This is a genomic window from Vibrio xiamenensis, assembly GCF_900100015.1.
GTDB lineage: Bacteria > Pseudomonadota > Gammaproteobacteria > Enterobacterales > Vibrionaceae > Vibrio > Vibrio xiamenensis.
On record NZ_FNDD01000015.1, the window covers coordinates 42,402 to 66,488 of the forward strand.

The following is a 24,087-nucleotide window of genomic DNA, read 5'->3' on the forward strand; positions in this document are numbered from 1 at the left end:
CTTTCCAAGCGCCAATACCAAGCAACTATACCAAGCAATAACACCAAGCACTAAAAACTTGGTGTTAGCACAAAGATTTGTGTGATTGACACGCAACATACCCAGTAAACCAAAACAAGTGCCTCGCACTTCGAGCCGCAAGCGCCGCCAAATCATTTATGGGCTCTTATGCTTCGCCAATACATTCACAGGCGAACTCTCCAAACATGTCATCACTTATTGCTCTCAAGCTTAAACAGCTTGGCTTTACTTTGATTGAATTGATGATCGTGGTTGCGATCATCGGCGTACTCTCTTCAATTGCGCTTCCTGCGTACCAAAATTACGTTAAGAAGGCTGAATTTTCCGCAGCACTTGCCACCATGAAAGCCCTACTCACTCCCGCTGAACTCTACTATCAGGAATATGGCGGGTTTTCTGCGAGCCAATCCTCAGCAGTATTTTCAGCTCTGGGCATTTCTGCCAGCACACCAACTTTGGGTAGCATTGAAATCAAAACCAACGCGTTGGAGTTTTCGTTTCAAAGCAGTGCGATTGCGACTAACACCACCATTTCTTATTCACGCACCACCAGTGGCTGGCAATGCTCCACCACACTCGCCAGTGGTGAATCTGCCGACATCGTGCCAAGCAGTTGCCCGGAGAGCCCGTAATGAGCTCAAATCTTGCCAACCTATTACGCAAGACCGATTGGCTGACAGAGCAGCAATATGGGCAAATTATTGCTAGCCCTTTAAGCCCCATCGACGCGCTGTTAGCGATAAAGGCTCATCAATCTGAAACATTGGCGCAATACCTCAGCGACTACTTTCAACTGCCGCATGTCAATTTGACCGACTTTGATTACCCAGCGGTGTGTGAGCAATTTAATCTAACCGCGGTATGGCAACGTTTTATAGCATTGCCTATTCAGTGCGATAGTAAGCTCACAGTGGCGGTTGCCGACCCAACGGATACGGAACTCGAGCCAGAGCTGCGCTTTCACACTGGATTGGATATTGAATTGGTGGTTGCAGATTACCAACAATTGGCGGCAGCGCTACAAACGCTGTTTAGTCATCAAGTTCAAGAGAACGCTACAAGTTATCGCTTCGCCAACACTCAAGCGCCCGATGATGAATCTGCCCCTTTTCAAGACGACTCAATTAGCCAATATATCGAACAAATTCTTCAGCAAGCTGCCGCACAAAAAGCCTCTGACATTCATTTTGAACCCAATCAGCACGGCTATCGTATCCGCTTTCGAATCGATGGATTGCTCAGCACCATCACTCAGGTATCGCCGCCGCTGAGCCTGCGCCTTGCTGGGCGGGTAAAGATTTTAGCCAACCTTGATATTGCCGAACGCAGGCTACCGCAAGACGGACGCACTCAGCTCACGTTCACCCCGCAAAGTAACCTCGATATCCGGGTCTCAACACTGCCAACGGTATGGGGTGAGAAAATCGTCCTTAGGCTTTTAGATCAAAGCTTAGCGGCATTAACCATCCCAGAATTAGGCTTATCCAAGCATCAGCAATCACTGTTTCTCAACGCGCTCAATCAACCTCAAGGTCTGATTTTAATTACTGGGCCAACGGGAAGCGGCAAAACCGTTTCGCTTTATAGTGGCCTTAACCATATCAACCGAGACAACATCAATATCGCCACCGCCGAAGACCCGGTTGAAATTCTGCTCGATGGGGTCAATCAAGTCGAAATCAAACCGCAAATTGGCTTTGATTTTGCGCACGCCTTGCGCGCTTTTTTACGTCAAGACCCTGATGTCCTGATGATTGGAGAAATTCGTGATAAAGAAACCGCCGACATCGCAGTCAAAGCGGCGCAAACCGGCCATTTAGTTCTGGCAACCCTGCATACCAATTCTGCCGCGCAAAGTATCACGCGCTTAATGCAAATGGGTGTCGCTCCCTATAACGTCAGCGCCTCGCTTAACTTGATTATTGCTCAGCGTCTGGTACGTAAATTATGCCTTCACTGCAAAGTTCCCAGCGTACCGACGGCTAAACTGATGGAGCAGCTCGATCGTTCACACGCCATCACACCGTTCGATGCCAATCCTCAAGGCTGCGACCATTGCCATCATGGTTACTCAGGTCGAATCGGAATATATCAAGTGATGAAACTCGACCATTCGCTTGCTCACGCCATCAACCAGCAACAATCCGCCGTGAAATTAGAGGAGATCGCGCGCCAAAACGGCAGCCACAGTTTGTATCAAGCCGGACTTGAGAAATGGGCACAAGGCCTCACCAGCCATGCGGAACTCGAAAGAGTGTTACTCAGCGAATGATAACTTCCCTTTCTCCCAACCAAGCCAGTGAGCAAGGTTAGATGGAAAATCGTTTGAAGCACTACCATTGGCTTGGCATGACCAAACAAGGGCGCAAACAGTCAGGGCAAATGCTCGCTTGCTGTCAACAGCAGCTTAAGCAACAACTCGCTGAGCGTAATATTCAATTACGCCAAGTTCGTGAGCGCCGATGTTCACCAATTGCAATGGCGCGCCAGCGCGCAACGCATAAAGACATCACACAATGGACCGCACAGCTTGCCACTTTACTCACCACCGGAATCAGCTTAGTGCCAGCACTAAAACTGATGCGACGCACCCAGACCAAAGCCGAGCTGCAAGCAATCATTTTTATTCTGCTAAGAGAATTAGAATCGGGCCGCGCCATGTCTGATGCCTTAGCGAAGGCCAGTGACCTGTTTGACCTTTTCTATCTACAACTGATTCGCAATGGCGAACTCAGCGGCCAACTCGGTCAAAGCCTGGCGCGTATTGCTCAATACCGCGAAAAAGTCGAACAGCTAAAAGCCAAAGTGTTTAAAGCGCTGCTTTACCCAACTGTCGTCAGTGTGATTGCACTTGGGGTGTGTTATTTGATGCTGACCTTAGTTATTCCCGAGTTTGAACGTATGTTTGTAAGCTTTGGTGCATCGCTACCTTGGTTTACTCGCCAAGTCCTTGAATTATCCAATTTCGTGTCTCGCTACTCAATCAAGGCAATGCTGGCACTGGTCATCATCGCAGTCGCAATTCGCTCTTATCTAAAACGTTCGCTTAAAGCTCGTGCGATGCTAAGTCGCTTCAGTCTATCGCTGCCGATCGTCGGTGAACTACTCACCAAAGCTGCACTAGCAAAATTCAGCCGTACGCTAGCGATCAGTTGTCAAGCTGGAGTGCCTATTCTGAGCGCCCTTAACCACGCGAAGGCCACCACGGATAATCTGCACTTACAAAATATCATTGCTCAAATCCACCATCAGACTTCTCAAGGCAGTGCCATCTCAGTTGCGATGTGCGAATACCGCGCGTTTCCAGAATTAATGCAACAGATGATCGCCGTTGGCGAAGAGAGCGGACAATTGGACACTATGCTCAATAAAATTGCTGCGATTTATGAAATCGAAGTCGAAAACCGCACCGATAACTTAGGCCAGTTATTTGAGCCGTTAATCATCACCGTATTAGGCAGCATTATTGGCGGCTTAGTGATCGCTATGTATCTGCCGATCTTTAATTTAATGAGTGTATTAGGGTAAAATCCTCGCACTTTGAAGGATAACTGTGCCAAGCTTATGGCTTAGCCTAGATTTGAGACTCGTTTATGGAAGCCTTTCACTATTACCCTTGGTTATTTCCAACCATGGCTGCCATGTTTGGCGTCATTGTGGGTAGTTTTCTCAATGTGGTGATCTATCGGCTCCCCATCATCATGGAGCGCGAGTGGCGCCAAGAATGCGCTGACAGTTTTCCGGAATATCATATCGAGCCTCCACAAGGTAAATTTAGCTTAAGTTTACCGCGCTCAACCTGCCCGAAATGCCAAACGCCACTTCGGTTGATTGATAATATTCCGATCATCAGTTGGCTGATGTTAAAAGGCCAATGTCACCATTGTCACGCGCCGATAAGCGCCCGTTATCCGCTCATTGAACTGCTTGCGGGAGTCATTGCTTGCGCGGTCGCCGTGCAATTTGGCTTTGGCGTCTATGCCATAACTTTGATTGGATTTAGTCTGACGCTACTGGCTCTAACCGCAATTGATTTTGAGACTCTTCTGCTGCCCGATCAACTGACACTCCCTTTGCTTTGGGCAGGAATTCTGGTTGCCTTGACTGAGCTTGGCCCAATTTCACTTTATGATTCGGTCATCGGCGCTATTAGTGGCTACTTGAGTTTGTGGCTGGTGTATTGGGTATTTAAGCTACTGACCGGAAAAGAAGGAATGGGATTTGGCGATTTCAAACTTCTTGCAGCGCTTGGCGCTTGGCTTGGTTGGCAAGCGTTGCCGTTTGTGGTGCTGCTTTCATCGGTCGTCGGCCTTATCTTCGGCCTCATTCAACTTAGACTGCAAAAGCAAGGCATCGATAAAGCGTTTCCTTTTGGCCCTTACCTAGCCATTGCGGGTTGGTGCATTATGATGTGGGGGCAACCTTTTATGGCTTGGTATTTTCGTTACTATCTAGGGTACTAACATGACCTTTGTTGTTGGACTAACTGGCGGAATTGCCAGCGGTAAAACGACCGTCGCCAATCTGTTTCATGATCAGTTTGGCATTGAAATTGTCGATGCCGACGTTGCGGCGCGAGAAGTCGTAGAACCGGGCTCTGAAGGCTTACAAGCGCTTGAGTCTCGATATGGAAATAAAGTTCTGTTACCTGATGGTCGCCTTAATCGTAGTGAACTAAGGGAAATCATTTTTAGCGACGAGCATGAAAAGCAATGGGTAAATCAACTGCTTCACCCGCTAATTCGTCGGCGTATGCTTGAGCAGCTTGAAAACATCAATTCAGCGTATGCTTTGCTGGTGATTCCTTTGATGGTGGAAAATGGTCTGCAAAGCATGGCTGACCGCGTATTGGTCATTGATGTGAATGAGAAAGTGCAGCTAGAGCGCACCATGCAAAGGGATCACGTTTCGGAGCAACAGGCTCGATCAATCCTAGCCGCGCAGGCAAATCGTGAGCAGCGTTTAGCTATTGCTGACGATGTGGTTAAAAATGACGCAAAAAACCAGAAACTTTTGCCTCAAATCACAGAATTGCATCAAAAGTACCTAGCATTATGTAGGGAAAATCTGTGAAAATGAGTACAGCAAAGTTACAAAAAGGCACCTTCATTGCATGACAGCTCATTATTTTGAACATCCACTCAACGAAAAGACACGAATCTACTTACGAGTAGAATATTTAATGCGTCAACTTAAGGTGTCCGCTAAGTTTAGTGATGATCTTCAATATCTGCTGTTCTTCCGTTCCCTGTTTGACCTTTTAGAAATTTTCGACCAGATCCAACTTAAAAGCGAACTTGCCAAAGACATTGAAAAGCAGCGCCTCTCTTACCGCAGCTGGCTAAATGTGGACGGCGTTGACCAAGAGATGCTGCAGCACGTGCTGCAAGATATCGACACCATTCACGGTGCTTTGATGCAAGCGGAACGTTTTGGCCAGTCACTGAAAGATGACCGTTTTCTGAGTACCATTCGTCAACGTTTCAATTTACCTGGCGGAGCATGCGGTTTTGACCTGCCAGCACTGCATCATTGGCTTCATTTAAGTGACGAAGTGAAAACGCGCGATTCTGCTAAATGGGTCGGAACTCTGCAAGCGCTCGCCGACGCACTAGAAATGTGGCTAAAGCTGGCCAGAGAAACTGGCATGTTCAAATCTCATATTGCGACCAATGGTTTCTACCAAAGTGATGCGGAAGACGCCAATATTCTGCGCCTCAGTATTCCTCTGCATTTTGGTGTCTACCCAATGATTTCAGGCCACAAAAATCGCTTCGCGATAAAATTTATCGACTTTCAAACCGGACAAGCCTGTTCCGACGATATCGATTTTGAACTGGCTGTTTGCAGCTAGACGAGCACGACGACAGTAAACACTCTATTTGCATTTGAGACGTGTTGCGTCAACAATAGCGTTCGAAATGTCGTAAATTCCACAACTAGGCTCTACTGATGGAAAAAAAGATCACAATCGTCAAATGCCCACAATGCGGTGCTGACGTCGAGTGGGGAGAACAAAGCCCACACCGCCCATTCTGCAGCAAAAAATGTCAAATGATTGATTTCGGTGAATGGGCCGATGAAGAGAAATCCATACCAGGCGCTCCAGATATGTCTGACAGCGATGGTTGGTCAGAAGACCAATACTAATCTTTTCCTAATTTAAGAATCAAAGGTTGATGTGCAAACATCAGCCTTTTTTATTTTCAAACAATCCGTTAGACCACAACCTCATAGCAAACACTGTTCATTTCGGTGAATTTAAGCGCCGGAGTATTTTACGATAGCAAGGAGGAGGAACGGAGTTTACACCCGTAAATGAGTACCGACGACGCTGCTAGCGTGAAATACCACCAGCTTAAATCCCGAAATAAAAAAAACGGAGCCAATAAGGCTCCGTTTCGTCTGAGAATGCGGGTTATAGCATTACTTCTTAGCAAGTTTCTCTTTGATACGAGCTGACTTACCAGAACGCTCACGTAGGTAGTACAACTTGGCACGACGTACTGCACCACGGCGTTTAACTTCGATGCTATCAACCATTGGAGAGTGAGTTTGGAACGTACGCTCAACACCTTCACCGTTAGAGATTTTACGTACAGTGAATGCAGAGTGTAGACCACGGTTACGAATACCGATAACTACGCCTTCGAACGCCTGTAGACGTTCACGGTCGCCTTCTTTTACCTTAACTTGAACAACAACAGTGTCACCTGGTGCAAATTTAGGTAGGTCTGATTTCATTTGCTCTTGCTCAAGAGCTTTGATGATGTTACTCATTTTTTAAATTCCTAGAATAAACTGATACTAAATAAATTAGGTTACTGAGCACGATATTCTTTAATGAATTCGGCTAGTAATAGTTCCTGTTCGTCAGTCAGAGCTAGGTTTTCCAGGAGCTCTGGTCTTCTTAGCCAAGTACGACCTAGCGATTGCTTTAATCGCCAGCGACGAATGTCCTTGTGATTACCTGACTTGAGTACTGAAGGAACTTCAATACCATCAAGAATCTCCGGACGAGTATAGTGGGGACAGTCCAATAAGCCATTGGCAAAAGAGTCTTCTTCTGCTGACGCGAAATCTCCAAGCACTCCAGGAATAAACCGTGAGACTGAATCTATCAACGTCATGGCTGGAATTTCACCACCCGTCATTACAAAATCACCAATCGACCATTCTTCGTCGACTTCTGATTGAATAATGCGTTCATCTACCCCTTCATAGCGACCACAAATAAGAAGCAAGTTCTCATTGGTTGCCAGCTCTTCGACTCCTTGTTGATCGAGTTTACGACCTTGAGGAGAGAGATAAATGACTTTCGTCTTTCCCGGTGCGGTTTGTTTGGCTGCTTGAATGGCATCGCGCAAAGGCTGAACCATCATTAACATGCCGGGACCACCACCGTAAGGTCTATCATCAACAGTGCGATGTTTGTCATGAGTGAAATCACGGGGATTCCATGTTTCAACTGACAAAAGACCTTTTTTAACCGCTTGACCTGTTACTCCAAAATCCGTAACGCTGCGGAACATCTCAGGAAATAGGCTTATAACGCCAACCCACATAGTGTTCTTACTCCGTCACAGGGGAGTTAAAATCCAGGATCCCAGTCAACTTCGATCCGTTGAGCGGTGCGATCAATTTGTTTGATCACCTGCTCTTCAAGAAACGGGATTAATCGTTCCTTTTGCCCGAAAGCATCTTTCAGATTGGCTTTCACTACCAAAACATCGTTCGAGCCAGTTTCCAACATGTCAGTTACAACGCCGAGGTCATAACCTTTTGTGGTCACCACTTGCATACCGAACAATTCACGCCAGTAGAATTCATCTTCTGACAATTCAGGCAGTACCGCCGGGTCAATTGCGATTTCAAAGTTCGTCATCAAATGCGCGTCTTCACGAACATCCATGCCTTCCAGCTTCACCACCATACCTTTGTTATGGCGCTTCCAGCTTTCTACTTTGTGCTCAACCCACTCACCCTTTTGGTTAACAAACCAAGGGCTGTAATCGAAAATGCTTTCAGCATTATCTGTGTAGGAAAAAACTTTAAGCCAGCCGCGAATACCATAAGTCGCGCCAAATTTGCCGACGACAATTTTTTCGCTCTGCGTGCTCATTGTTTCTTTACCTTCCATCGATTTAAGCTACTCAATTAAGCCGCTTTTTGAGCGTCTTTAACTAGCTTAGCAACGCGGTCAGATAGAGATGCGCCTTGACCAACCCAGTGGTTAACGCGATCTAGGTCTAGACGTAGACCTTCTTCTTGACCTTTAGCAGTAGGGTTAAAGAAACCTACTTTTTCGATGAAACGGCCAGTTGCAGCATTGCGGCTGTCCGCTACTACGATTTGATAGAATGGACGCTTTTTAGCGCCGTGACGTGCCAAACGAATGGTTACCATATCGTCCTCTTTGCTTTCTCAAAAATAAAATTAACCCCAGAAGCTACTTAAATAAATAACTTGGGGTCTCGTGCCAAAATAAAGCTCCGGAATTTTACCCTTATTCCGACGCATTGCAAGGGGTTTAGCTATTTTTTAGCCACTCAATTGGCGAAAGCGGCAATGTGACCTAGATAACAAAACCGAAACGCCGCAACTAACCCCTTAATATAGAAAGAGCGCAGCCATTTTCGGCTGCGCTCTGGTTAAACCTTGCGGGGTAAATTAACGACCAAATGGATTGAAGCCGCCGCCTCCACCCATACCGCCCATCATACCTTGCATGTTGCGCATCATACCTTTCATGCCGCCCTTCTGCATTTTCTTCATCATTTTCTGCATCTGGGTAAATTGCTTAAGCATACGATTCACATCTTGCACTTGAACACCAGAACCTGCAGCAATGCGTTTCTTACGCGAGCCTTTAATGATGTCTGGGTGTTGACGCTCTTTCATAGTCATCGAATTGATGATGGCTTCCATCTGCTTAAACATCTTGTCATCAACTTTGTCTTTGACACCAGCAGGTAGCTGCGACATACCAGGCAATTTGTCTAACATGCCCATCATGCCACCCATGTTTTGCATCTGGCCAAGTTGTTCGCGGAAGTCTTCAAGATCAAAACCTTTTTTCTCTTTAAACTTCTTCGCCAGTTTTTGTGCTTTCTCTTCATCGACATTACGTTGCAAGTCTTCGATAAGAGAAAGTACATCTCCCATTCCCAAAATACGCGACGCAACACGGTCTGGGTGGAAAGGTTCAAGGGCATCGGTTTTTTCGCCAACACCTAAGAATTTAATTGGCTTACCGGTAATATGACGAACCGACAGCGCCGCACCACCACGTGCGTCACCATCAACTTTGGTTAGAATCACACCAGTCAGAGGAAGTGCATCACCAAACGCTTTCGCAGTATTCGCCGCGTCTTGACCTGTCATTGCATCAACAACAAATAGTGTTTCAACTGGGTTGATAGCACTATGCAGCTGTTGAATCTCGCCCATCATTTCTTCATCAATGGCAAGACGACCTGCGGTATCGACGATCAATACGTCATAGAATTTTTTCTTCGCGTGATCGATAGCGCCATTCGCGATATCAATCGGCTTTTGGTCGGGAGATGACGGGAAGAAATCGACACCGATATCTGTCGCGAGAGTTTCGAGCTGTTTGATCGCCGCAGGGCGATAAACGTCGGCAGAAACCACCAAGACTTTCTTCTTATCACGCTCTTTAAGTAATTTAGATAACTTACCAACGCTGGTGGTTTTACCCGCACCTTGTAGGCCCGCCATCAAAATAACCGCTGGCGGTTGAGCCGCGAGGTTTAGCGCTTCATTGGATTCACCCATGACGGCTTCAAGTTCAGATTGAACAATCTTGATGAACTCTTGACCCGGAGTAAGTGATTTTGAAACCTCAACGCCGACCGCGCCTTCTTTCACTCGTTTCACAAAGTCGCGCACTACTGGCAAAGCTACATCGGCTTCCAATAGCGCCATACGGACTTCACGCAAAGTCTCTTTAATATTGTCTTCGGTCAAACGACCTTTGCCGCTGATGTTCTTCAGCGTCTTGGATAATCGATCCGTTAAATTCTCAAACATCTTTTACTCTTCGCTTGATTTCGGCGATAAATTATCACGAGTATACCTTAGGCGCGTAAAGCATGACACCGATCGATGCGAATTAGATCGCTTACGATAACAATAGTTGCGCTATAGACATAGCTCATCTAAATGATGCAAGGTATAATCTGCCCAATGCTTTTCAACATAAGAGACTCATGGATAACATAGTTGCTGTTGCTGCCGCCATTCTTTATGTCTTGGCGATTGCGACCATAGTACCAGGATTGGTTCAACAAACAGGTATTCGCGTAAAAACCGTTTTTATCAGTGCTGCTGGTGCCTTGGTCTTCCACGGCTGGCTTCTTAGCGATCTCATTTTTGCTACTTCGGGACAAAACCTGAGTATGCTCAACGTTGCCTCTTTGGTTGGCTTTATTATTTCGCTCACCATGAGCCTTGCGATGATAAAAACTCGCTTGTGGTTCTTACTACCTGTGATTTATGGCTTTTCTGCCATGAACTTGTTAGCCGCCGCCTTGTTACCTGGCACCTTCATTACTCACTTAGAGAACGAACCGGCATTACTTATCCATATCTCGATAGCGCTTTTTGCCTACTCAACACTTTCGATTGGTGCTCTCTACTCATTACAGTTGGTCTGGCTGGATCGCAAACTAAAAACTAAAAAAGCGTTAGCAATCAATCCAAACCTACCGCCTTTAATGATGGTAGAAAGACAACTTTTCAAGATCATTCTGGTTGGTAATATTCTTTTAACGGGCACATTACTGACCGGTTTTATGTTCGTACGTGACATGTTTGCTCAGGGGCAAGCGCACAAAGGAATTTTGTCATTTATCGCATGGATCGTTTATTCGATACTTCTTTGGGGTCACTACCAACGCGGTTGGCGTGGACGCAAAGCCACTTGGTTTGCTGTCGTTGGTGCGATGATTTTGACTCTCGCGTATTTCGGCAGCCGATTTGTTCGTGAAGTCATCCTTCATTGATCTGATTGACCACACGTTTGAGGCTGTTTTTACTGGTTTTATTAACCTGACAAGGTTATTTTTCACTTAAAGCCCAAACTCTTTTATTAAATAGATAAGGAATTATTTAGCTTTGGACGACATATCAACGGGTATCTTATTTGCGCTACTCGCGTGTCTTATTGTTATTTCCGGGTACTTCTCAGGTTCAGAAACCGGCATGATGTCACTGAACCGATACCGCTTAAAGCACCTCTCTAATAGCGGCCATAAGGGCGCGAAACGAGTGGAAAAACTCTTGAACCGACCAGACAGACTCATCGGTCTGATTCTGATTGGTAACAACCTCGTTAATATCCTCGCTTCTGCCATTGCCACCATTATTGGTATGCGCCTATACGGCGATATGGGGGTTGCGATTGCAACAGGTGCCCTAACCCTGGTTATTCTGGTGTTTTCAGAAGTGACACCAAAAACGCTCGCCGCTCTTTACCCAGAACGCGTTTCTTTCACCAGCAGTATTCTGCTGATGATACTGATGAAGTTAATGGCACCACTGGTGATGTTCGTCAATTTCATTACCAACGGTTTTATCCGTTTGCTGGGTATTCGCGTCGATCATAACAGTGATGATCACTTAAGTTCAGAAGAGCTGCGCACGGTCGTAAACGAAGCGGGCGGGCTTATTCCACGTCGTCACCAAGATATGTTGCTGTCTATTCTTGACCTTGAGCACGTCACGGTTAATGACATCATGGTGCCACGCAATGAAATCAGTGCCATTGACATCAACGATGACTGGAAGTCGATTTCTCGCCAGTTAACACACTCACCTCATGGACGCATTGTGCTGTATCGCGATCACGTCGATGAAGTGGTTGGCATGCTGCGTTTGCGTGAAGCTTACCGCCTGATGTTGGAAAAAAATGAGTTTAATAAAGAGACATTGCTGCGCGCCGCCGATGAAGTCTATTTCATTCCTGAAGGCACGCCACTCAACGTCCAATTACTGAAGTTCCAACGTAATAAACAACGTATTGGCCTGGTTGTCGACGAATATGGCGACATTATCGGTTTGGTCACATTAGAAGATATTTTGGAAGAAATTGTCGGCGAGTTTACGACTTCAATTGCGCCAAGTTTGGCCGAAGAAATCACGCCGCAAGGTGACGGCAGCTTCTTAATTGAAGGCAGTGCCAACATTCGAGATATCAATAAAGGCTTGAAATGGAAATTACCAACCTCTGGGCCACGAACGTTAAACGGTTTGATTCTTGAACATTTAGAACACATTCCCGAAAGCCAGCTGAGTGTAGTGGTTTCAAGTCATCCGATGGAAATCGTCGAACTGGAAGAAAACCGCATCAAGTTAGTGCGCGTTTACCCAAGACGTAAAAAATAAACTTTGCTATCGATATAGACACAAAAGCCTTGGCAACCGCCAAGGCTTTTTTCATGTTTAAATCAGATAACGAGCGTATGGTTAGTCTTCTTCAACGCTGAATAAGCTTTCCATATTCAAGCCTTGTTTAACCAAGATCTCACGTAAACGGCGCAAACCTTCTACTTGGATTTGGCGCACTCGCTCACGAGTTAAGTTAATTTCGCGTCCAACTTCTTCCAATGTAGAGGGCTCATAACCAAGCAGACCAAAACGTCGAGCTAGGACTTCTTTCTGTTTTGGATTGAGCTCGTCGAGCCATAAAATCAGTGAGTCTTTAATATCGTCATCTTGCGTTGAGACTTCAGGATCGCAATTGTTGATATCAGGAATAATATCCAGCAATGCTTTTTCACTTTCGCCACCACCAATCGGTGTATCCACCGAACTCACTCGTTCATTGAGACGCAGCATTTTGCTCACATCATCCACCGGACGGTCGAGTTGCAACGCAATCTCTTCAGCGGTTGGTTCATGATCGAGCTTTTGCGATAACTCACGCGCAGTGCGTAAATAGATATTGAGCTCTTTAACGACATGGATTGGCAAGCGAATGGTCCGAGTTTGGTTCATCAACGCTCGTTCAATGGTTTGACGAATCCACCAAGTCGCATAGGTTGAGAAACGAAATCCTCGTTCAGGGTCAAATTTTTCGACCGCTCGAATCAAGCCTAGGTTACCTTCTTCAATCAAATCAAGCAGTGCCAGACCACGATTGCTGTAACGACGCGAGATTTTCACAACCAGACGTAAGTTACTTTCGATCATGCGTTTGCGCGCAGCTTCGTCGCCTCGTAAGGCGCGACGTGCGTAAAGGACTTCTTCTTCCGCGGTAAGTAGAGGTGAAAAGCCAATTTCGCCCAAATAAAGCTGTGTTGCATCGAGGCTTTTAGTGGATGCATCAAACTCTTCTTTGAGTGCGCTATTAGAAATGGTTTCCGTGTTGTCTTCCGCTTCTATAGCATCAATGGCTTGTTGGTCAAATTCTTCGACTTTGGTTGCTGTATTGCTGATACTCATAACGCCTCCCCCTGGCGAGATAGCAAGACATTACTGCTCAATATGCCGCTAATTTTACTCTTTCAAGTAAATACTATGGTAAGTAGCGTTTAGGATTCACCGACTTACCTTGGTAGCGAATTTCAAAGTGCAAGCGAACACTACTAGAACCCGAACTCCCCATTGTAGCGATCTTTTGGCCTGCCTTAACACTCTGACCTTCGTGTACAAGCAACTTGTCGTTGTGCGCGTAAGCACTGAGATAATTGTCGTTATGTTTGACGATAACTAAATTACCATAACCTCTGAGTGCGTTACCCGAATAGACGACAGTGCCTCCTGCTGTAGAAACGATGGCTTGACCACGCTGTCCTGCGATATCAATGCCTTTATTCCCTTGATCCCCAGCAGAGAAATTCTTAATCACTCTCCCCTTTGTCGGCCATAACCACTTGGATATGTTGTCGTTTTGAGGTTTAGAATTGCTGACACTTTTATTAACATTCTGTTTACCAGCAGATTCAACATACTCCTTTGATTTTGATTGTTCAACCCTCTTTTCTGCGTCTTTTTTGCTCAACTTTTGAGCCGGAGAGAGGGTGTTTTTGCTAACTCCTTGACTAGAGTTATTACTCTTGACTGCTGCCACCGTCGTGGTTTGGGGAACCACTGGAGCAGGTTTCGGCGTCGGAACACTAGGTTTTACCGTACTTGCAACGGCTGCGACCTCAGTGCCAGCTCCGGTTCCACCATAAGATGGAGGGTTGTACACTGGGCGCCATAAATTGAGTTTTTGACCGGGATAAATGGTGTAGGGTTTTTGTAAATGATTGTAACGAATCAATTCATTTACATCTTTATCTGTGACGTAAGCGATAAAGTACAGCGTATCGCCCTTCTGAACTTCATAGTAGCTACCTCGGTAACTACCACGAGAAACGCTACCGTAGTCTTTCTTCAAGCCGGAAACCGGCGCAGGCGAGTGCATAGCGCAGCCTGTTAGTGCACTTAACAATCCAATAGTAACTAAGATTCGCGACTTGAAAGCTTTCTTCATCTAACTACGCTAAATCACCCGCGATTAATGGTACAAATCGAACCATCTCTATAGACTGCGAGATAAATTCTTCTCCTTTACGAGTAATTTTTAATAACTGCTGCTCGGTATCACCAACCGGAATAACCATTACCCCACCTTCTGAAAGCTGTTCCAATAAAGATTGAGGCACAACCTTAGGTGCTGCGGTGACGATAATTGCGTCAAAAGGCCCTCTTGCCGGCCATCCATTCCAACCATCACCGTGTTTGGTCGAAACATTGTAAATATCAAGCTGCTTTAAACGTCGCTTGGCATCCCACTGCAACGCTTTAATTCGTTCAATAGAATAGACATGCTCAACCAATTGAGCCAAGACTGCGGTTTGATAACCGGAGCCAGTGCCCACCTCTAAGACTTTGCTGTTACGGTGAAGTTCCAGACACTGAGTCATTTTTGCCACGATATAGGGCTGGGAAATCGTCTGCCCCTGACCAATCGGAAGTGCATTGTTGTCGTAGGCTTGATGGAGCATAGCTTGAGAAACAAAGCGCTCACGCGGAACACGATAGATCGCATCCAGCACAGCTTGATCACTGATACCATTCGCCTGCAAAAAAGCAACCAAACGTTCTGCTTGTGGTTTGGCCATGGTTATTGATCCTTTAACCAACGATCCATTGCCTGTAGTGATTCATGAGCGGTGAGATCAACTTGCAATGGCGTCACAGATACAAAGCCATGTTCAATAGCATGAAAGTCGGTACCTTCACCGGCATCTTGCTCCTTACCAGGAGGGCCAAGCCAAAAAATATCGTGACCACGAGGATCTTTTTGCTTAATCATATCTTCTGCATGATGACGCGCACCAAGACGTGTCACTTGTGTACCTTTCAATTCATTAATGGCGACGTCAGGGACATTAACATTCAATAAACGGTTGGTTGGAATCGGTTTGTTTAAATGCTGTTCGACTAACTGGCAAGCAATATGTGCCGCTGTCGCAAAATGTTGTTTACCGACTAAAGAGAACGCAATCGCCTGCACGCCGAGAAAGTGCCCTTCCATCGCCGCAGCGACGGTACCAGAGTACAAAACATCATCACCTAAGTTGGCGCCATGATTGATGCCACTCAGCACTAAATCCGGTAGATCATCTTTCATTAACTCGTTTAACGCAAAGTGAACACAATCGGTTGGCGTACCTTCCACCGAATACACCTGAGGCTCAATTTCTCGCACGCGCAATGGCTGCTCTAACGTTAAAGAGTTTGAAGCACCAGAGCGATTGCGATCAGGGGCAACAATGATCACTTGTGCTTTTTTACTCAATGCTTGGGCTAAGATTCGAATCCCTTCCGCATGCACACCATCATCGTTACTGAGCAAAATTTTCAACACACTTCCTCCAATTATTTCTCGAGCGATGAATATTCTCGTACAACAATCTCTTCGTTGATCAATTCTCGAGTAATTGATGTTGCATAACAACCTGAAGGTAAAGAAAAACTCAGTGTGATGGTGTTGCCATCGACCTGCCACTCAAGCTGCTCAGGTTTTAACGCAATATCTCGACGCTCGTGACGCATTCGGTTGCCACGGATCAGCGCCATTAAATCAGGTTCAGCATCGATATGTGGCTGCTCTAATTTAAGTGCTGTGTCTTGAGTCGGTAACGCATTATCACCGGCCATCGCAGCACTTATAGCGACTTCACCAGTTTGATAACTCGCTTGGTATTCAGCGACTTTGTCAGCACTCACTAACATCGAATCATTGTTTTTCAATAGAATATCGCCAGATACCACAGTATTAAATAGCTGCTGTTCAATTCGAGCCGACACAATGTGGTTAAAAATCCAAGAGCGCGCTGTCGAAAGGTACAAGCTACGTTTATTCTGGTTACGAGTGCGGACGTTGTCTCGCCCCCAACGTCTTGCTTCATCAAGGTTATTTCCTTGATTACCAAAACGTTGTGCGCCGAAATAGTTTGGAACACCTAATTTAACAATATTTTCTAATCGTTCAACCACTTGCGCCACATCAGATACATCGGTCAAAGTCAAAACAAAGCGGTTTCCTTGCAAATCTCCAGGACGCAGTTTTTTATTATGACGCTGAATATCAACGATCTGAATATGAGGATACTGAGCAAGGAAAGCGCTGAAATCAGGTGTGTCACCTTTTGGTAAATGCACACTTAACCACTGCTCGGTAACAGCATGGCGATCTTTAAGCCCAGCCCAGCTGACATCTTTCGATTTCACGCCGCACGCTTTTGCAAGTTCATTCGCCACAAATGCCGTGTTTTCTCCGCGTTTACGAATACGCAGCATCAAATGCTCACCGGAACCGAAAAACTCGTAACCTAGCTGCTCGTAAACTTGAAAATCCTCATCTTTTGCTTTCAGCTTAGCGGTCGCTGTCGGTTGACCGTGAAGGTATGCAAAAGGCGCTAAAATATCTGTCATGAAAGTTCTTTCTATATTCTTAAGCTTTAATCAGTAGCACAACTGCTTCTGCAGCAATGCCTTCTTTACGACCGGTGAAGCCTAAACGCTCGGTAGTGGTCGCTTTAACGTTGACATTTTTAAGCTCAGTTTCTAAATCCTGAGCGATAGCGCTACACATCGCTTCAATATGTGGTGCCATTTTCGGTGCTTGCGCCATAATCGTGACGTCCGCATTGCCTAAAATATAGCCCTGCTCTTTAACACGGCGATACACATCTTTGAGAAGCTCACGACTATCCGCGCCTTTCCATTTATCATCCGTATCCGGAAAATGACGCCCAATATCGCCCGCGGCAATTGCACCAAGTAATGCATCAGATAATGCATGTAGCGCGACATCGCCATCAGAATGGGCTAATAAACCTTGTTCGTAAGGAACGGCAACACCACCAATAATGACAGGGCCTTCACCACCGAACTTATGCACATCAAAGCCGTGACCAATACGAATCATGATTTATCCTTGTTTATCTTTATTAAGGTAGAACTCCGCCAAAGCGAGATCTTCCGGTTGAGTTATTTTGATGTTGTCAGCCGCACCCGCCACCAGCAAAGGTTGATAACCAGCCCACTCTAATGCAGAAGCTTCGTCGGTTATTACCACCTGTTGTTGTAAAGCTCGGTTCAAAGAGTCTAATAGCGTCTCAAGTGGAAATAATTGCGGCGTTAATGCATGCCAAAGTGCTTCACGTTCAACCGTTTGCGAGATATGAGAATGCTCATCAGAGCGCTTCATTGTATCTCGCACAGGCGCGGCAAGAATCCCACCGACAGGATGAGTGACGACCCCATCGATCAATTTATCGATATCGCTAAGACGAACGCATGGGCGAGCCGCGTCATGCACCATGACCCATGAGGCCAATTGGTGTTGTTGAATATATTTTAGGCCAGCCAGCACGGAATCCGCACGCTCTTTGCCGCCATCGACACGGATAACCCGCGAATCTTGGTTAAGATCAAGCGCTTGAAAATACGGGTCGTCTTTGGCCACCACCACCACCACAGTGTCCACTAAGGCGTGTTCCAGAAGGCGGTGAACCGTATGTTCCAAAATGGTTTTTTGGTCAATTTGCAGATATTGCTTTGGCATGTCCGCCTGCATACGACTGCCAATTCCAGCGGCGGGTACTAACGCGACCACACTAAATTTCGAATCAGCGGTCATTTATGCTCCTCACCGACGATGCGATAAAACGTCTCACCTTCTTTAACCATACCAAGCTCGTGTCTCGCACGCTCTTCAATCGCATCTAAGCCTTGGCGTAAATCATCGATTTCAGCGAACATCTCACTGTTTCGTGTTTGCAATTTACCATTAACTTGGTGCTGAACTTGAATTTCACTTTCAACGCCTTCGAAGTCGTTGATGCCGTTTTTTCCGAACCAAAGTGTGTATTGCAGTACAGCAAACAGAGCTAACAATGCTATAGAAAATAATCGCATAGTGTTTGTCGTAGTGGGGAGAAAATTAAAGACCACATATATACCACAACGACGCTTTTCAAGCGACATTGCTCTATGTGGTCTTGATAGAGATCTGACTTTGTAAGTTTTCGTTACATCGCTTGATTAACTTTGCAGCATAAATAGCGCCAAACCGACACCAAGCAGCAAGCGATAAATCACAAACGGTGTCATACCCATTTTAGAGATCAGTTTAAGGAAGAAATGAATACATAAGTATGCGCTAACAAACGAAGTGATAATGCCGGTCATCAAAAAGCCGACATGCACCGTTTCTCCACTGGCAATTAATTCTGTGGTCAGAAAACCACCAGCAAGGACAATGATCGGTATCGACATTAAAAACGAAAACCGCGCTGCCGCTTCTCGAGTAAAACCAAGGTAAAGCGCCGCCGTGATGGTCGCCCCGGAGCGTGATGTGCCGGGTATCATCGCCACCGCTTGAGCAATACCGATAAGCAGCGACTTCTTCCAATCCACTTGGTACTCATCTTTGTTTAGCTGCGCGTTTTTATCCACCCACCAAAGTAACAAACCAAAGATGATGGTTGTAGCAGCAATCACCCAAGCGCTGCGTAAATACAACTCGATGATGTCTTTCATCAGCAAGCCAAACACACAGGCAGGAATGGTGGCAAGCACGATCATCCACGCTAACTTTGCTTCCTTACTGCGATCCGCTTTAAAAATCGAGGCGAAAAATGCCGAGAGCAACGCTACGACTTCATGGCGGAAATAAATCACTACCGCCAATAAGGTTCCGACATGGACGGCGACATCAAACGCGAGGCCCTGATCTTCCCAGCCTAATATCGCGGAAGGCAAAATCAAATGTGCAGAACTGGAAATGGGAAGAAACTCAGTAAGACCTTGAATCAGTGCAAGAATAATCGCTTCAAAGTAGTTCATTGCGAAGGAAGCTCTCTATTGTGAAATCATAAACTGTAATGAAATAATAAAATTTGACCGCCTAATTAGGCGGCCAAAACAGAATCATATTTAAGCGTGCAGCCAATATAGCAAAGCTGCGCCAAATAATATTCGATAGATACCAAACGCATTGAAAGTAAAACGATTTAAGAAAGCTAAGAAGACTTTCATTACTACCCATGCAGAAAGGTAAGATACCACGAAACCAACGATCAATGGCATCGCTCGCTCACCAGCAAAATCCTGATAATGCTGAAGAAGGTCTAAACCACTGGCGGCAACCATCACTGGTAGTGCCAATAGGAATGAATACTCAGCACTGGCGGTGCGGCTGACGCCCGCTAACAACGCGCCCACTATAGTCGAGCCTGCGCGGCTCGTGCCGGGAACCAGAGCAAAGATTTGGGCAAAACCAATAATCCCTGCTTGACGATAACTGATGTCGTCCAAGGTTAACGTATGGGGCTGTTTATCTTTGAGATAATGTTCCACCCATAAAAATATCACACCGCCAACGATAAACATGATTGGCACAACATTAATAGTAAACAAAGACTTCACTAAATCTTTGAAGATAAAGCCGACGATAGCAATTGGTAAAAAAGAGATGAATACTTTCACCCAAAGAGAGAAGTATTTAGGTTGAAATCGCTCTTTGTAGTTAGTCAAAACAGCCAAAATTGCAGATAGCTGAATAATCACTTCAAATGCTTTATTGCTGTCAGTTTGTGGTAGGCCTAGCCATTCACTGGCAACGATTAAATGCCCTGTCGACGATATCGGTAAAAATTCGGTTATACCCTCGATAAGACCGAGAATAGCACTTTGAATTATATCCATGTAGGTACTCTTGTTGGGTTAAAAGTCAAACCAAGGTTTTACTTCTTTCAAAAAATGGAGATCTTTAGCTTGCAGCCAAACTTGCCGAACAGTGCGACCATCTTTCGGTAAGATTAGTTCCGGACAAAGTTCATAAAGAGGTTGAATTACGAAGGGATAGCGATAGATATCGGAACGCGGCAACTCAGGTTGAGAGTCTGAAACTACATCACCAAAGAGCAGGATATCCAAATCGATCGTTCGTGGTTCAAACTTTTTCGCCTGGCTGTCACGCCCACAGTGAAACTCGATTTTTCTCAAAGCCAAAGAGAATTCTTTTAAATTCAACGCGGTTTTTAATTCCGCAACAAGATTGTAAAATGCCTCACTTTTGAAACCCACAGCATCGCTTTCATAAACCTTGGACAATTTCACGTCATCATCCAAGGTTTTAAGCTGCACGAGCGCTTGTTGAATATGCTTTTCACGCTCAACATTCGAACCGATGCCGATATAAACTTTGGTCATTGCTGACCTCGTTCAATGATGACTCCTACACCACTGGCGTGTGCAACCGCGCCCGGTTTGGTCAAACTAATTTTCACCCATGGCACACCAAAACGGCTTTGGATGATATCAGCCACTTCTTCAGCAACTCGCTCAACCAATAAAAAGCGTCCATTTTCAATATGTTCAATGACCGCTTGGCTAACTTGTGAATAGTCGAGAGCATCTTTGACGTCATCACTAATACCCGCTGGGCGATTGTCGTGGGCCATTTCAATATCAAGTACCAGCTTTTGTTTTATTTGCTGTTCCCAATCGTAAACACCAATGGTGGTAATGACAGTAAGATCTTTAATGAAGACTTTATCCATGCGTTTTTATCCCTTACAGGTCGGATACCTAAATGCGGTAAAACATCGTACTATGTATAACGAGCGGGTATGATATCAATTACTTGCTTATCGAGCATCTGTTTCACACGGCGATGGGTTATGACTTTATTAGCACTGACAATGATTATCTGCGCGTATCTGCTAGGTTCAATCTCTAGTGCGGTTTTGATCTGTCGTTTACTTCGTCTGCCTGACCCACGTTCAGTTGGCTCACATAACCCCGGTGCCACCAATGTCATGCGTATCGGCGGTAAAAAAAGTGCCGCAGCAGTATTGTTGTGCGACATGCTCAAAGGCACGATTCCTGTTTGGCTCGGCTACTTCTTACATATCGAACCCTTGATTCTGGGGATCGTGGCCATTTCAGCGTGTTTAGGCCACATGTACCCGCTGTTCTTTCATTTCAAAGGTGGCAAAGGAGTAGCAACAGCGCTCGGAGCTATCGCGCCAATTGGATGGGATCTGACTTTACTGATTATGCTCACCTGGTTGGTCGTCGCACTCATATTTCGCTACTCATCATTAGCAGCAATCGTCACGGTATTATTGGCGCCTTTCTATACTTGGCTTATCAAGCCGCAATATACTCTGCCAGTTGCCATGTTATGTTGCCTTATCGTGTTAAGACACCATCAGAATATTCGTCGCTTGGTCAGTGGCACTGAACCTAAAGTCGGAGCTAAGACTTCATCATCGATTTCAGCGAATAAAACGCCTTAGTTCAGCGTTTAGATGAGAATTGGTGTTGTCGTAAAAAATGTAGACGGCAGGCCCATTGAGTCTCTCTCAGCACCTGCCTGTGTGATGGCTAGGCGTAAACCTTAGCCAAGAAGCGGCTCAACGTTTCAGTCACGTATTCTGGCTGCTCTAGGTTTGAAATATGCCCTGCATTTGGAATTTCGACTAATTCACTGCCAACAATGCAGTCATTCATCAAATACGATTCAAGCACCGGTCGAGGCACATCTTCTTGCCCTACCGCAATCAGCACCGGCAGCTGAAATGTCTCAATTTCATCGATCATATCTCGGCGGCCAAAGACCATGCGTCCAACTCGCGCAATTTCTGCCGCATCTTGACCATGAATCCCCGCAAGGCGACGTTCAAATTGCTCAATCAAACGTGGATTCTCTTCTCTGACTGATTTAGAGAAAAACAGCGGCGCGACGGTTTGAATGATCGCCTCTGGGACCATTTGTGATAACGAGATGGTTTCCAGCATAGCGAAATATTTGCGATTGGTGATTTCAGGTTCCAAGCCGACAAAAGTATCCATCAGCACCAGTGAATTAACCCGCTGCGGAGCGAGCGACACCACTTCAGCCCCCCACATTCCGCCGACGGACAAGCCGACGATCGAGAATTCTTCGACACCTAAATAGTCCATCAGGGCCAATATGTGCGCGCCATAGTCACGCAAATTCGTCATATTATAAGGAGCAGCTTGGGATAAACCATGAGCCCAAAGATCAGGAACAATGCAGCGATATGAGCGACTTAAAACTTCCACTTGTGGAAGCCACATTTGGCTATCCCACAAATAGCTGTGGCCAAAAACAATCACTGGGCCTTGACCAAAATCTTGGTACGCCATCTGCTGACCATCTACCGTAAACGTCTTTATCATATTGCTCATCGCGTTTATAAAACCAAAGTTGAAAACCAAATAATATCATTAATGCGTTTGAAATAACGGCGCTGAAAAATAAAAACAGCCATCAATGTGGCTGTTTTGAATCGGCATCAAGTTATTGTTTATCAGCATTAATCAGTAACAGGAGTCAACTGGTCGATTGGCCATCGAGGTGTCGCTTGCACCGCCAAATCGGCCACTTCACCATTACGTAAACGCTGCATTCCCGCGTAAGCAATCATGGCGCCGTTATCGGTACAAAACTCAGTGCGCGGGTAGTAAACCTCACCACCAACTTTTTGAGCTAATTTAGCAAGCTCGGCGCGTAAACGGCGGTTTGCACTCACACCACCAGCAATTACAATGCGCTTCATGCCCGTTTGCTCTAACGCGCGGCGACATTTAATCACTAAGGTGTCACATACCGCTTCTTCAAACGCCAGAGCGATATCTGCGCGAGTTTGCTCATCATCACCATTGGCAGCAATGGTATTAGCGGTAAACGTTTTTAGACCGGAAAAGCTCATATCAAGACCGGGACGGTCCGTCATCGGACGCGGAAATTTAAAGCGCCCAGAAGTTCCTTTTTCCGCCAGCTTAGCAAGCAGCGGCCCGCCCGGGTAATCTAGGCCCATCAATTTGGCTGTTTTATCAAATGCTTCACCGGCAGCATCATCAATCGATTCGCCGAGGATTTTGTATTCACCAATGCCCTTCACTTCCACCATCATCGAGTGGCCACCTGAAACCAATACCGCGACAAACGGAAATGGCGGCGGGTTATCTTCAAGCATTGGCGCTAAAAGGTGCCCTTCCATATGGTGAACCGGAACCGCCGGAACGCCCCAAGCATACGCGAGGCTACGACCAATTGTTGCACCAACCAATAACGCACCAACCAAACCTGGGCCAGCGGTGTATGCAACACCGTCGATGTCTTTTTCGGTAAGGTTAGCTTCTGCCATTGCGGCTTTAATGAGTGGAATGGTCTTTTTAACGTGATCGCGAGAGGCCAGCTCCGGCACTACACCACCATAATCTGCGTGTAACTTTACTTGGCTATAAAGTTTGTGGGCCAGCAAGCCATTTTCATCGTCATAAATTGCGATGCCAGTTTCATCACAAGAGGTCTCAATACCTAGAATGCGCATGGTTATCTCGAGGAAATTTGTTCTCAATGGAAATTGGCGGCAATCTTACCTGCAATTGCTGTCTCAAACAAATTTTGTACAGACAATAATCGACAAAAGGCTTTACAAACTCGCTTGGTTCGGATTAAAATTCCGCACCATTTTTGATCTAGCTGGTTATAAACCGATTTCA

At 45.8% G+C, this 24,087-nt stretch carries 29 protein-coding genes; 10 read left to right on the forward strand and 19 right to left on the reverse strand.

All coding sequences use genetic code 11. The annotated features are described in order from the left end of the window. Positions 1–206: 206 nt before the first annotated feature. The 7 genes from BLS03_RS13150 to yacG all read left to right on the forward strand — a co-directional run bounded on the left by BLS03_RS13150 (position 207) and on the right by yacG (position 6,171). Positions 207–653, forward strand: a complete 447-nt coding sequence (locus tag BLS03_RS13150) for a pilin (RefSeq protein ID WP_093274687.1) — start codon at positions 207–209, stop codon at positions 651–653. Further along, complete coding sequence (locus BLS03_RS13155) at positions 653–2,293, forward strand: GspE/PulE family protein (RefSeq protein WP_093274690.1); 1,641 nt, start codon at positions 653–655, stop codon at positions 2,291–2,293. Before BLS03_RS13150 ends, BLS03_RS13155 begins: the two co-directional genes overlap by 1 nt. A gap of 41 nt (positions 2,294–2,334) precedes the next feature. Continuing rightward, positions 2,335–3,549: a type II secretion system F family protein gene (locus BLS03_RS13160; protein WP_093274691.1), complete on the forward strand. Its 1,215-nt coding sequence runs from the start codon at positions 2,335–2,337 to the stop codon at positions 3,547–3,549. Between the two features lie 65 nt (positions 3,550–3,614). Beyond that, complete coding sequence (locus BLS03_RS13165; protein ID WP_093274693.1) at positions 3,615–4,484, forward strand: prepilin peptidase; 870 nt, start codon at positions 3,615–3,617, stop codon at positions 4,482–4,484. Position 4,485: 1 nt separating this feature from the next. Continuing rightward, positions 4,486–5,094 carry a dephospho-CoA kinase gene (coaE, locus tag BLS03_RS13170; RefSeq protein WP_093274695.1) on the forward strand — a complete coding sequence of 203 codons (609 nt, stop codon included), beginning with the start codon at positions 4,486–4,488 and terminating at the stop codon, positions 5,092–5,094. 40 nt (positions 5,095–5,134) lie between these two features. Continuing rightward, positions 5,135–5,875, forward strand: coding sequence for a cell division protein ZapD (zapD, locus tag BLS03_RS13175; protein WP_093274696.1), 741 nt, complete (start codon positions 5,135–5,137; stop codon positions 5,873–5,875). 98 nt (positions 5,876–5,973) lie between these two features. Beyond that, positions 5,974–6,171, forward strand: coding sequence for a DNA gyrase inhibitor YacG (gene yacG, locus BLS03_RS13180; protein WP_093274698.1), 198 nt, complete (start codon positions 5,974–5,976; stop codon positions 6,169–6,171). A gap of 276 nt (positions 6,172–6,447) precedes the next feature. On the opposite strand, the gene rplS is transcribed toward yacG, so the two are convergent. From rplS to ffh, 5 genes are all read right to left on the reverse strand, one after another. Beyond that, positions 6,448–6,801 (reverse strand): 50S ribosomal protein L19, encoded by a 354-nt coding sequence (gene rplS / locus BLS03_RS13185; protein WP_093274699.1) that lies wholly within the window; start codon positions 6,799–6,801, stop codon positions 6,448–6,450. A 41-nt stretch (positions 6,802–6,842) separates the two neighbouring features. After that, the gene (gene trmD, locus BLS03_RS13190; protein ID WP_093274702.1) at positions 6,843–7,586 is read right to left on the reverse strand and encodes a tRNA (guanosine(37)-N1)-methyltransferase TrmD; all 744 of its coding nucleotides are present in this window, start codon (positions 7,584–7,586) and stop codon (positions 6,843–6,845) included. Positions 7,587–7,612: 26 nt separating this feature from the next. Beyond that, positions 7,613–8,161 (reverse strand): ribosome maturation factor RimM, encoded by a 549-nt coding sequence (gene rimM, locus BLS03_RS13195; RefSeq protein ID WP_093274704.1) that lies wholly within the window; start codon positions 8,159–8,161, stop codon positions 7,613–7,615. A gap of 17 nt (positions 8,162–8,178) precedes the next feature. Then, positions 8,179–8,427, reverse strand: a complete 249-nt coding sequence (rpsP, locus tag BLS03_RS13200) for a 30S ribosomal protein S16 (protein WP_005438039.1) — start codon at positions 8,425–8,427, stop codon at positions 8,179–8,181. Between the two features lie 264 nt (positions 8,428–8,691). Then, positions 8,692–10,074, reverse strand: coding sequence for a signal recognition particle protein (gene ffh, locus BLS03_RS13205; protein ID WP_093274706.1), 1,383 nt, complete (start codon positions 10,072–10,074; stop codon positions 8,692–8,694). A gap of 179 nt (positions 10,075–10,253) precedes the next feature. Here ffh and BLS03_RS13210 point away from each other — a divergent pair, with 179 nt between their 5' ends. Together BLS03_RS13210 and BLS03_RS13215 are read left to right on the forward strand one after the other, a co-directional pair. After that, positions 10,254–11,048, forward strand: coding sequence for a cytochrome C assembly family protein (locus BLS03_RS13210; RefSeq protein WP_093274707.1), 795 nt, complete (start codon positions 10,254–10,256; stop codon positions 11,046–11,048). 112 nt (positions 11,049–11,160) lie between these two features. Beyond that, positions 11,161–12,429 carry an HlyC/CorC family transporter gene (locus tag BLS03_RS13215; protein WP_093274710.1) on the forward strand — a complete coding sequence of 423 codons (1,269 nt, stop codon included), beginning with the start codon at positions 11,161–11,163 and terminating at the stop codon, positions 12,427–12,429. An 81-nt stretch (positions 12,430–12,510) separates the two neighbouring features. Here BLS03_RS13215 and rpoS read toward each other — a convergent pair whose 3' ends face one another. From rpoS to folB, 12 genes are all read right to left on the reverse strand, one after another. Continuing rightward, positions 12,511–13,488, reverse strand: coding sequence for an RNA polymerase sigma factor RpoS (rpoS, locus tag BLS03_RS13220; protein WP_093274712.1), 978 nt, complete (start codon positions 13,486–13,488; stop codon positions 12,511–12,513). 73 nt (positions 13,489–13,561) lie between these two features. After that, positions 13,562–14,524, reverse strand: coding sequence for a peptidoglycan DD-metalloendopeptidase family protein (locus BLS03_RS13225; protein WP_093274714.1), 963 nt, complete (start codon positions 14,522–14,524; stop codon positions 13,562–13,564). 4 nt (positions 14,525–14,528) lie between these two features. After that, the gene (locus tag BLS03_RS13230; RefSeq protein ID WP_093274715.1) at positions 14,529–15,155 is read right to left on the reverse strand and encodes a protein-L-isoaspartate(D-aspartate) O-methyltransferase; all 627 of its coding nucleotides are present in this window, start codon (positions 15,153–15,155) and stop codon (positions 14,529–14,531) included. A gap of 2 nt (positions 15,156–15,157) precedes the next feature. Further along, positions 15,158–15,901 carry a 5'/3'-nucleotidase SurE gene (gene surE / locus BLS03_RS13235; protein ID WP_093274867.1) on the reverse strand — a complete coding sequence of 248 codons (744 nt, stop codon included), beginning with the start codon at positions 15,899–15,901 and terminating at the stop codon, positions 15,158–15,160. A gap of 14 nt (positions 15,902–15,915) precedes the next feature. Next, a complete protein-coding gene (gene truD, locus BLS03_RS13240; protein WP_093274718.1) occupies positions 15,916–16,974 on the reverse strand; it encodes a tRNA pseudouridine(13) synthase TruD in 1,059 nt (352 codons plus the stop codon). A gap of 19 nt (positions 16,975–16,993) precedes the next feature. After that, positions 16,994–17,470, reverse strand: a complete 477-nt coding sequence (ispF, locus tag BLS03_RS13245) for a 2-C-methyl-D-erythritol 2,4-cyclodiphosphate synthase (RefSeq protein ID WP_093274719.1) — start codon at positions 17,468–17,470, stop codon at positions 16,994–16,996. 3 nt (positions 17,471–17,473) lie between these two features. Next, positions 17,474–18,184, reverse strand: coding sequence for a 2-C-methyl-D-erythritol 4-phosphate cytidylyltransferase (ispD, locus tag BLS03_RS13250; protein WP_093274721.1), 711 nt, complete (start codon positions 18,182–18,184; stop codon positions 17,474–17,476). Beyond that, positions 18,181–18,462, reverse strand: coding sequence for a cell division protein FtsB (ftsB, locus tag BLS03_RS13255; RefSeq protein ID WP_093274722.1), 282 nt, complete (start codon positions 18,460–18,462; stop codon positions 18,181–18,183). Before ftsB ends, ispD begins: the two co-directional genes overlap by 4 nt. Positions 18,463–18,588: 126 nt before the next feature. Beyond that, on the reverse strand, positions 18,589–19,392 hold the full coding sequence (locus BLS03_RS13260) for an undecaprenyl-diphosphate phosphatase (protein WP_093274724.1): 804 nt from the start codon (positions 19,390–19,392) through the stop codon (positions 18,589–18,591). A gap of 90 nt (positions 19,393–19,482) precedes the next feature. Further along, positions 19,483–20,253 (reverse strand): undecaprenyl-diphosphate phosphatase, encoded by a 771-nt coding sequence (locus BLS03_RS13265; RefSeq protein ID WP_093274726.1) that lies wholly within the window; start codon positions 20,251–20,253, stop codon positions 19,483–19,485. Positions 20,254–20,271: 18 nt separating this feature from the next. After that, complete coding sequence (folK, locus tag BLS03_RS13270) at positions 20,272–20,760, reverse strand: 2-amino-4-hydroxy-6-hydroxymethyldihydropteridine diphosphokinase (RefSeq protein WP_093274728.1); 489 nt, start codon at positions 20,758–20,760, stop codon at positions 20,272–20,274. Beyond that, positions 20,757–21,110 carry a dihydroneopterin aldolase gene (gene folB / locus BLS03_RS13275; protein WP_093274731.1) on the reverse strand — a complete coding sequence of 118 codons (354 nt, stop codon included), beginning with the start codon at positions 21,108–21,110 and terminating at the stop codon, positions 20,757–20,759. Before folB ends, folK begins: the two co-directional genes overlap by 4 nt. A gap of 120 nt (positions 21,111–21,230) precedes the next feature. Between folB and plsY the strand changes: the two genes are divergently transcribed. Beyond that, positions 21,231–21,851: a glycerol-3-phosphate 1-O-acyltransferase PlsY gene (gene plsY, locus BLS03_RS13280; protein ID WP_093274734.1), complete on the forward strand. Its 621-nt coding sequence runs from the start codon at positions 21,231–21,233 to the stop codon at positions 21,849–21,851. 88 nt (positions 21,852–21,939) lie between these two features. On the opposite strand, the gene BLS03_RS13285 is transcribed toward plsY, so the two are convergent. Together BLS03_RS13285 and tsaD are read right to left on the reverse strand one after the other, a co-directional pair. Next, complete coding sequence (locus BLS03_RS13285; RefSeq protein WP_093274870.1) at positions 21,940–22,755, reverse strand: alpha/beta fold hydrolase; 816 nt, start codon at positions 22,753–22,755, stop codon at positions 21,940–21,942. A 140-nt stretch (positions 22,756–22,895) separates the two neighbouring features. Further along, positions 22,896–23,915 (reverse strand): tRNA (adenosine(37)-N6)-threonylcarbamoyltransferase complex transferase subunit TsaD, encoded by a 1,020-nt coding sequence (gene tsaD / locus BLS03_RS13290; RefSeq protein WP_093274738.1) that lies wholly within the window; start codon positions 23,913–23,915, stop codon positions 22,896–22,898. Positions 23,916–24,087: the final 172 nt, after the last annotated feature.

Bases quoted from the DNA above. Each gene is read 5' to 3' on its own strand.
- BLS03_RS13265 (WP_093274726.1), bottom strand. From the start codon at position 20,253: ATGGATATAATTCAAAGTGCTATTCTCGGTCTTATCGAGGGTATAACC.
- truD (WP_093274718.1), bottom strand. From the start codon at position 16,974: ATGACAGATATTTTAGCGCCTTTTGCATACCTTCACGGTCAACCGACA.
- folB (WP_093274731.1), bottom strand. From the start codon at position 21,110: ATGGATAAAGTCTTCATTAAAGATCTTACTGTCATTACCACCATTGGT.
- folK (WP_093274728.1), bottom strand. From the start codon at position 20,760: ATGACCAAAGTTTATATCGGCATCGGTTCGAATGTTGAGCGTGAAAAG.
- ffh (WP_093274706.1), bottom strand. From the start codon at position 10,074: ATGTTTGAGAATTTAACGGATCGATTATCCAAGACGCTGAAGAACATC.
- BLS03_RS13155 (WP_093274690.1), top strand. From the start codon at position 653: ATGAGCTCAAATCTTGCCAACCTATTACGCAAGACCGATTGGCTGACA.
- yacG (WP_093274698.1), top strand. From the start codon at position 5,974: ATGGAAAAAAAGATCACAATCGTCAAATGCCCACAATGCGGTGCTGAC.
- ispF (WP_093274719.1), bottom strand. From the start codon at position 17,470: ATGATTCGTATTGGTCACGGCTTTGATGTGCATAAGTTCGGTGGTGAA.
- ispD (WP_093274721.1), bottom strand. From the start codon at position 18,184: ATGACCGCTGATTCGAAATTTAGTGTGGTCGCGTTAGTACCCGCCGCT.
- BLS03_RS13225 (WP_093274714.1), bottom strand. From the start codon at position 14,524: ATGAAGAAAGCTTTCAAGTCGCGAATCTTAGTTACTATTGGATTGTTA.
- zapD (WP_093274696.1), top strand. From the start codon at position 5,135: ATGACAGCTCATTATTTTGAACATCCACTCAACGAAAAGACACGAATC.
- BLS03_RS13210 (WP_093274707.1), top strand. From the start codon at position 10,254: ATGGATAACATAGTTGCTGTTGCTGCCGCCATTCTTTATGTCTTGGCG.
- BLS03_RS13260 (WP_093274724.1), bottom strand. From the start codon at position 19,392: ATGAACTACTTTGAAGCGATTATTCTTGCACTGATTCAAGGTCTTACT.
- BLS03_RS13230 (WP_093274715.1), bottom strand. From the start codon at position 15,155: ATGGCCAAACCACAAGCAGAACGTTTGGTTGCTTTTTTGCAGGCGAAT.
- rimM (WP_093274704.1), bottom strand. From the start codon at position 8,161: ATGGAAGGTAAAGAAACAATGAGCACGCAGAGCGAAAAAATTGTCGTC.
- ftsB (WP_093274722.1), bottom strand. From the start codon at position 18,462: ATGCGATTATTTTCTATAGCATTGTTAGCTCTGTTTGCTGTACTGCAA.
- BLS03_RS13150 (WP_093274687.1), top strand. From the start codon at position 207: ATGTCATCACTTATTGCTCTCAAGCTTAAACAGCTTGGCTTTACTTTG.
- rpsP (WP_005438039.1), bottom strand. From the start codon at position 8,427: ATGGTAACCATTCGTTTGGCACGTCACGGCGCTAAAAAGCGTCCATTC.
- tsaD (WP_093274738.1), bottom strand. From the start codon at position 23,915: ATGCGCATTCTAGGTATTGAGACCTCTTGTGATGAAACTGGCATCGCA.
- BLS03_RS13165 (WP_093274693.1), top strand. From the start codon at position 3,615: ATGGAAGCCTTTCACTATTACCCTTGGTTATTTCCAACCATGGCTGCC.
- rplS (WP_093274699.1), bottom strand. From the start codon at position 6,801: ATGAGTAACATCATCAAAGCTCTTGAGCAAGAGCAAATGAAATCAGAC.
- trmD (WP_093274702.1), bottom strand. From the start codon at position 7,586: ATGTGGGTTGGCGTTATAAGCCTATTTCCTGAGATGTTCCGCAGCGTT.
- rpoS (WP_093274712.1), bottom strand. From the start codon at position 13,488: ATGAGTATCAGCAATACAGCAACCAAAGTCGAAGAATTTGACCAACAA.
- BLS03_RS13160 (WP_093274691.1), top strand. From the start codon at position 2,335: ATGGAAAATCGTTTGAAGCACTACCATTGGCTTGGCATGACCAAACAA.
- plsY (WP_093274734.1), top strand. From the start codon at position 21,231: ATGACTTTATTAGCACTGACAATGATTATCTGCGCGTATCTGCTAGGT.
- coaE (WP_093274695.1), top strand. From the start codon at position 4,486: ATGACCTTTGTTGTTGGACTAACTGGCGGAATTGCCAGCGGTAAAACG.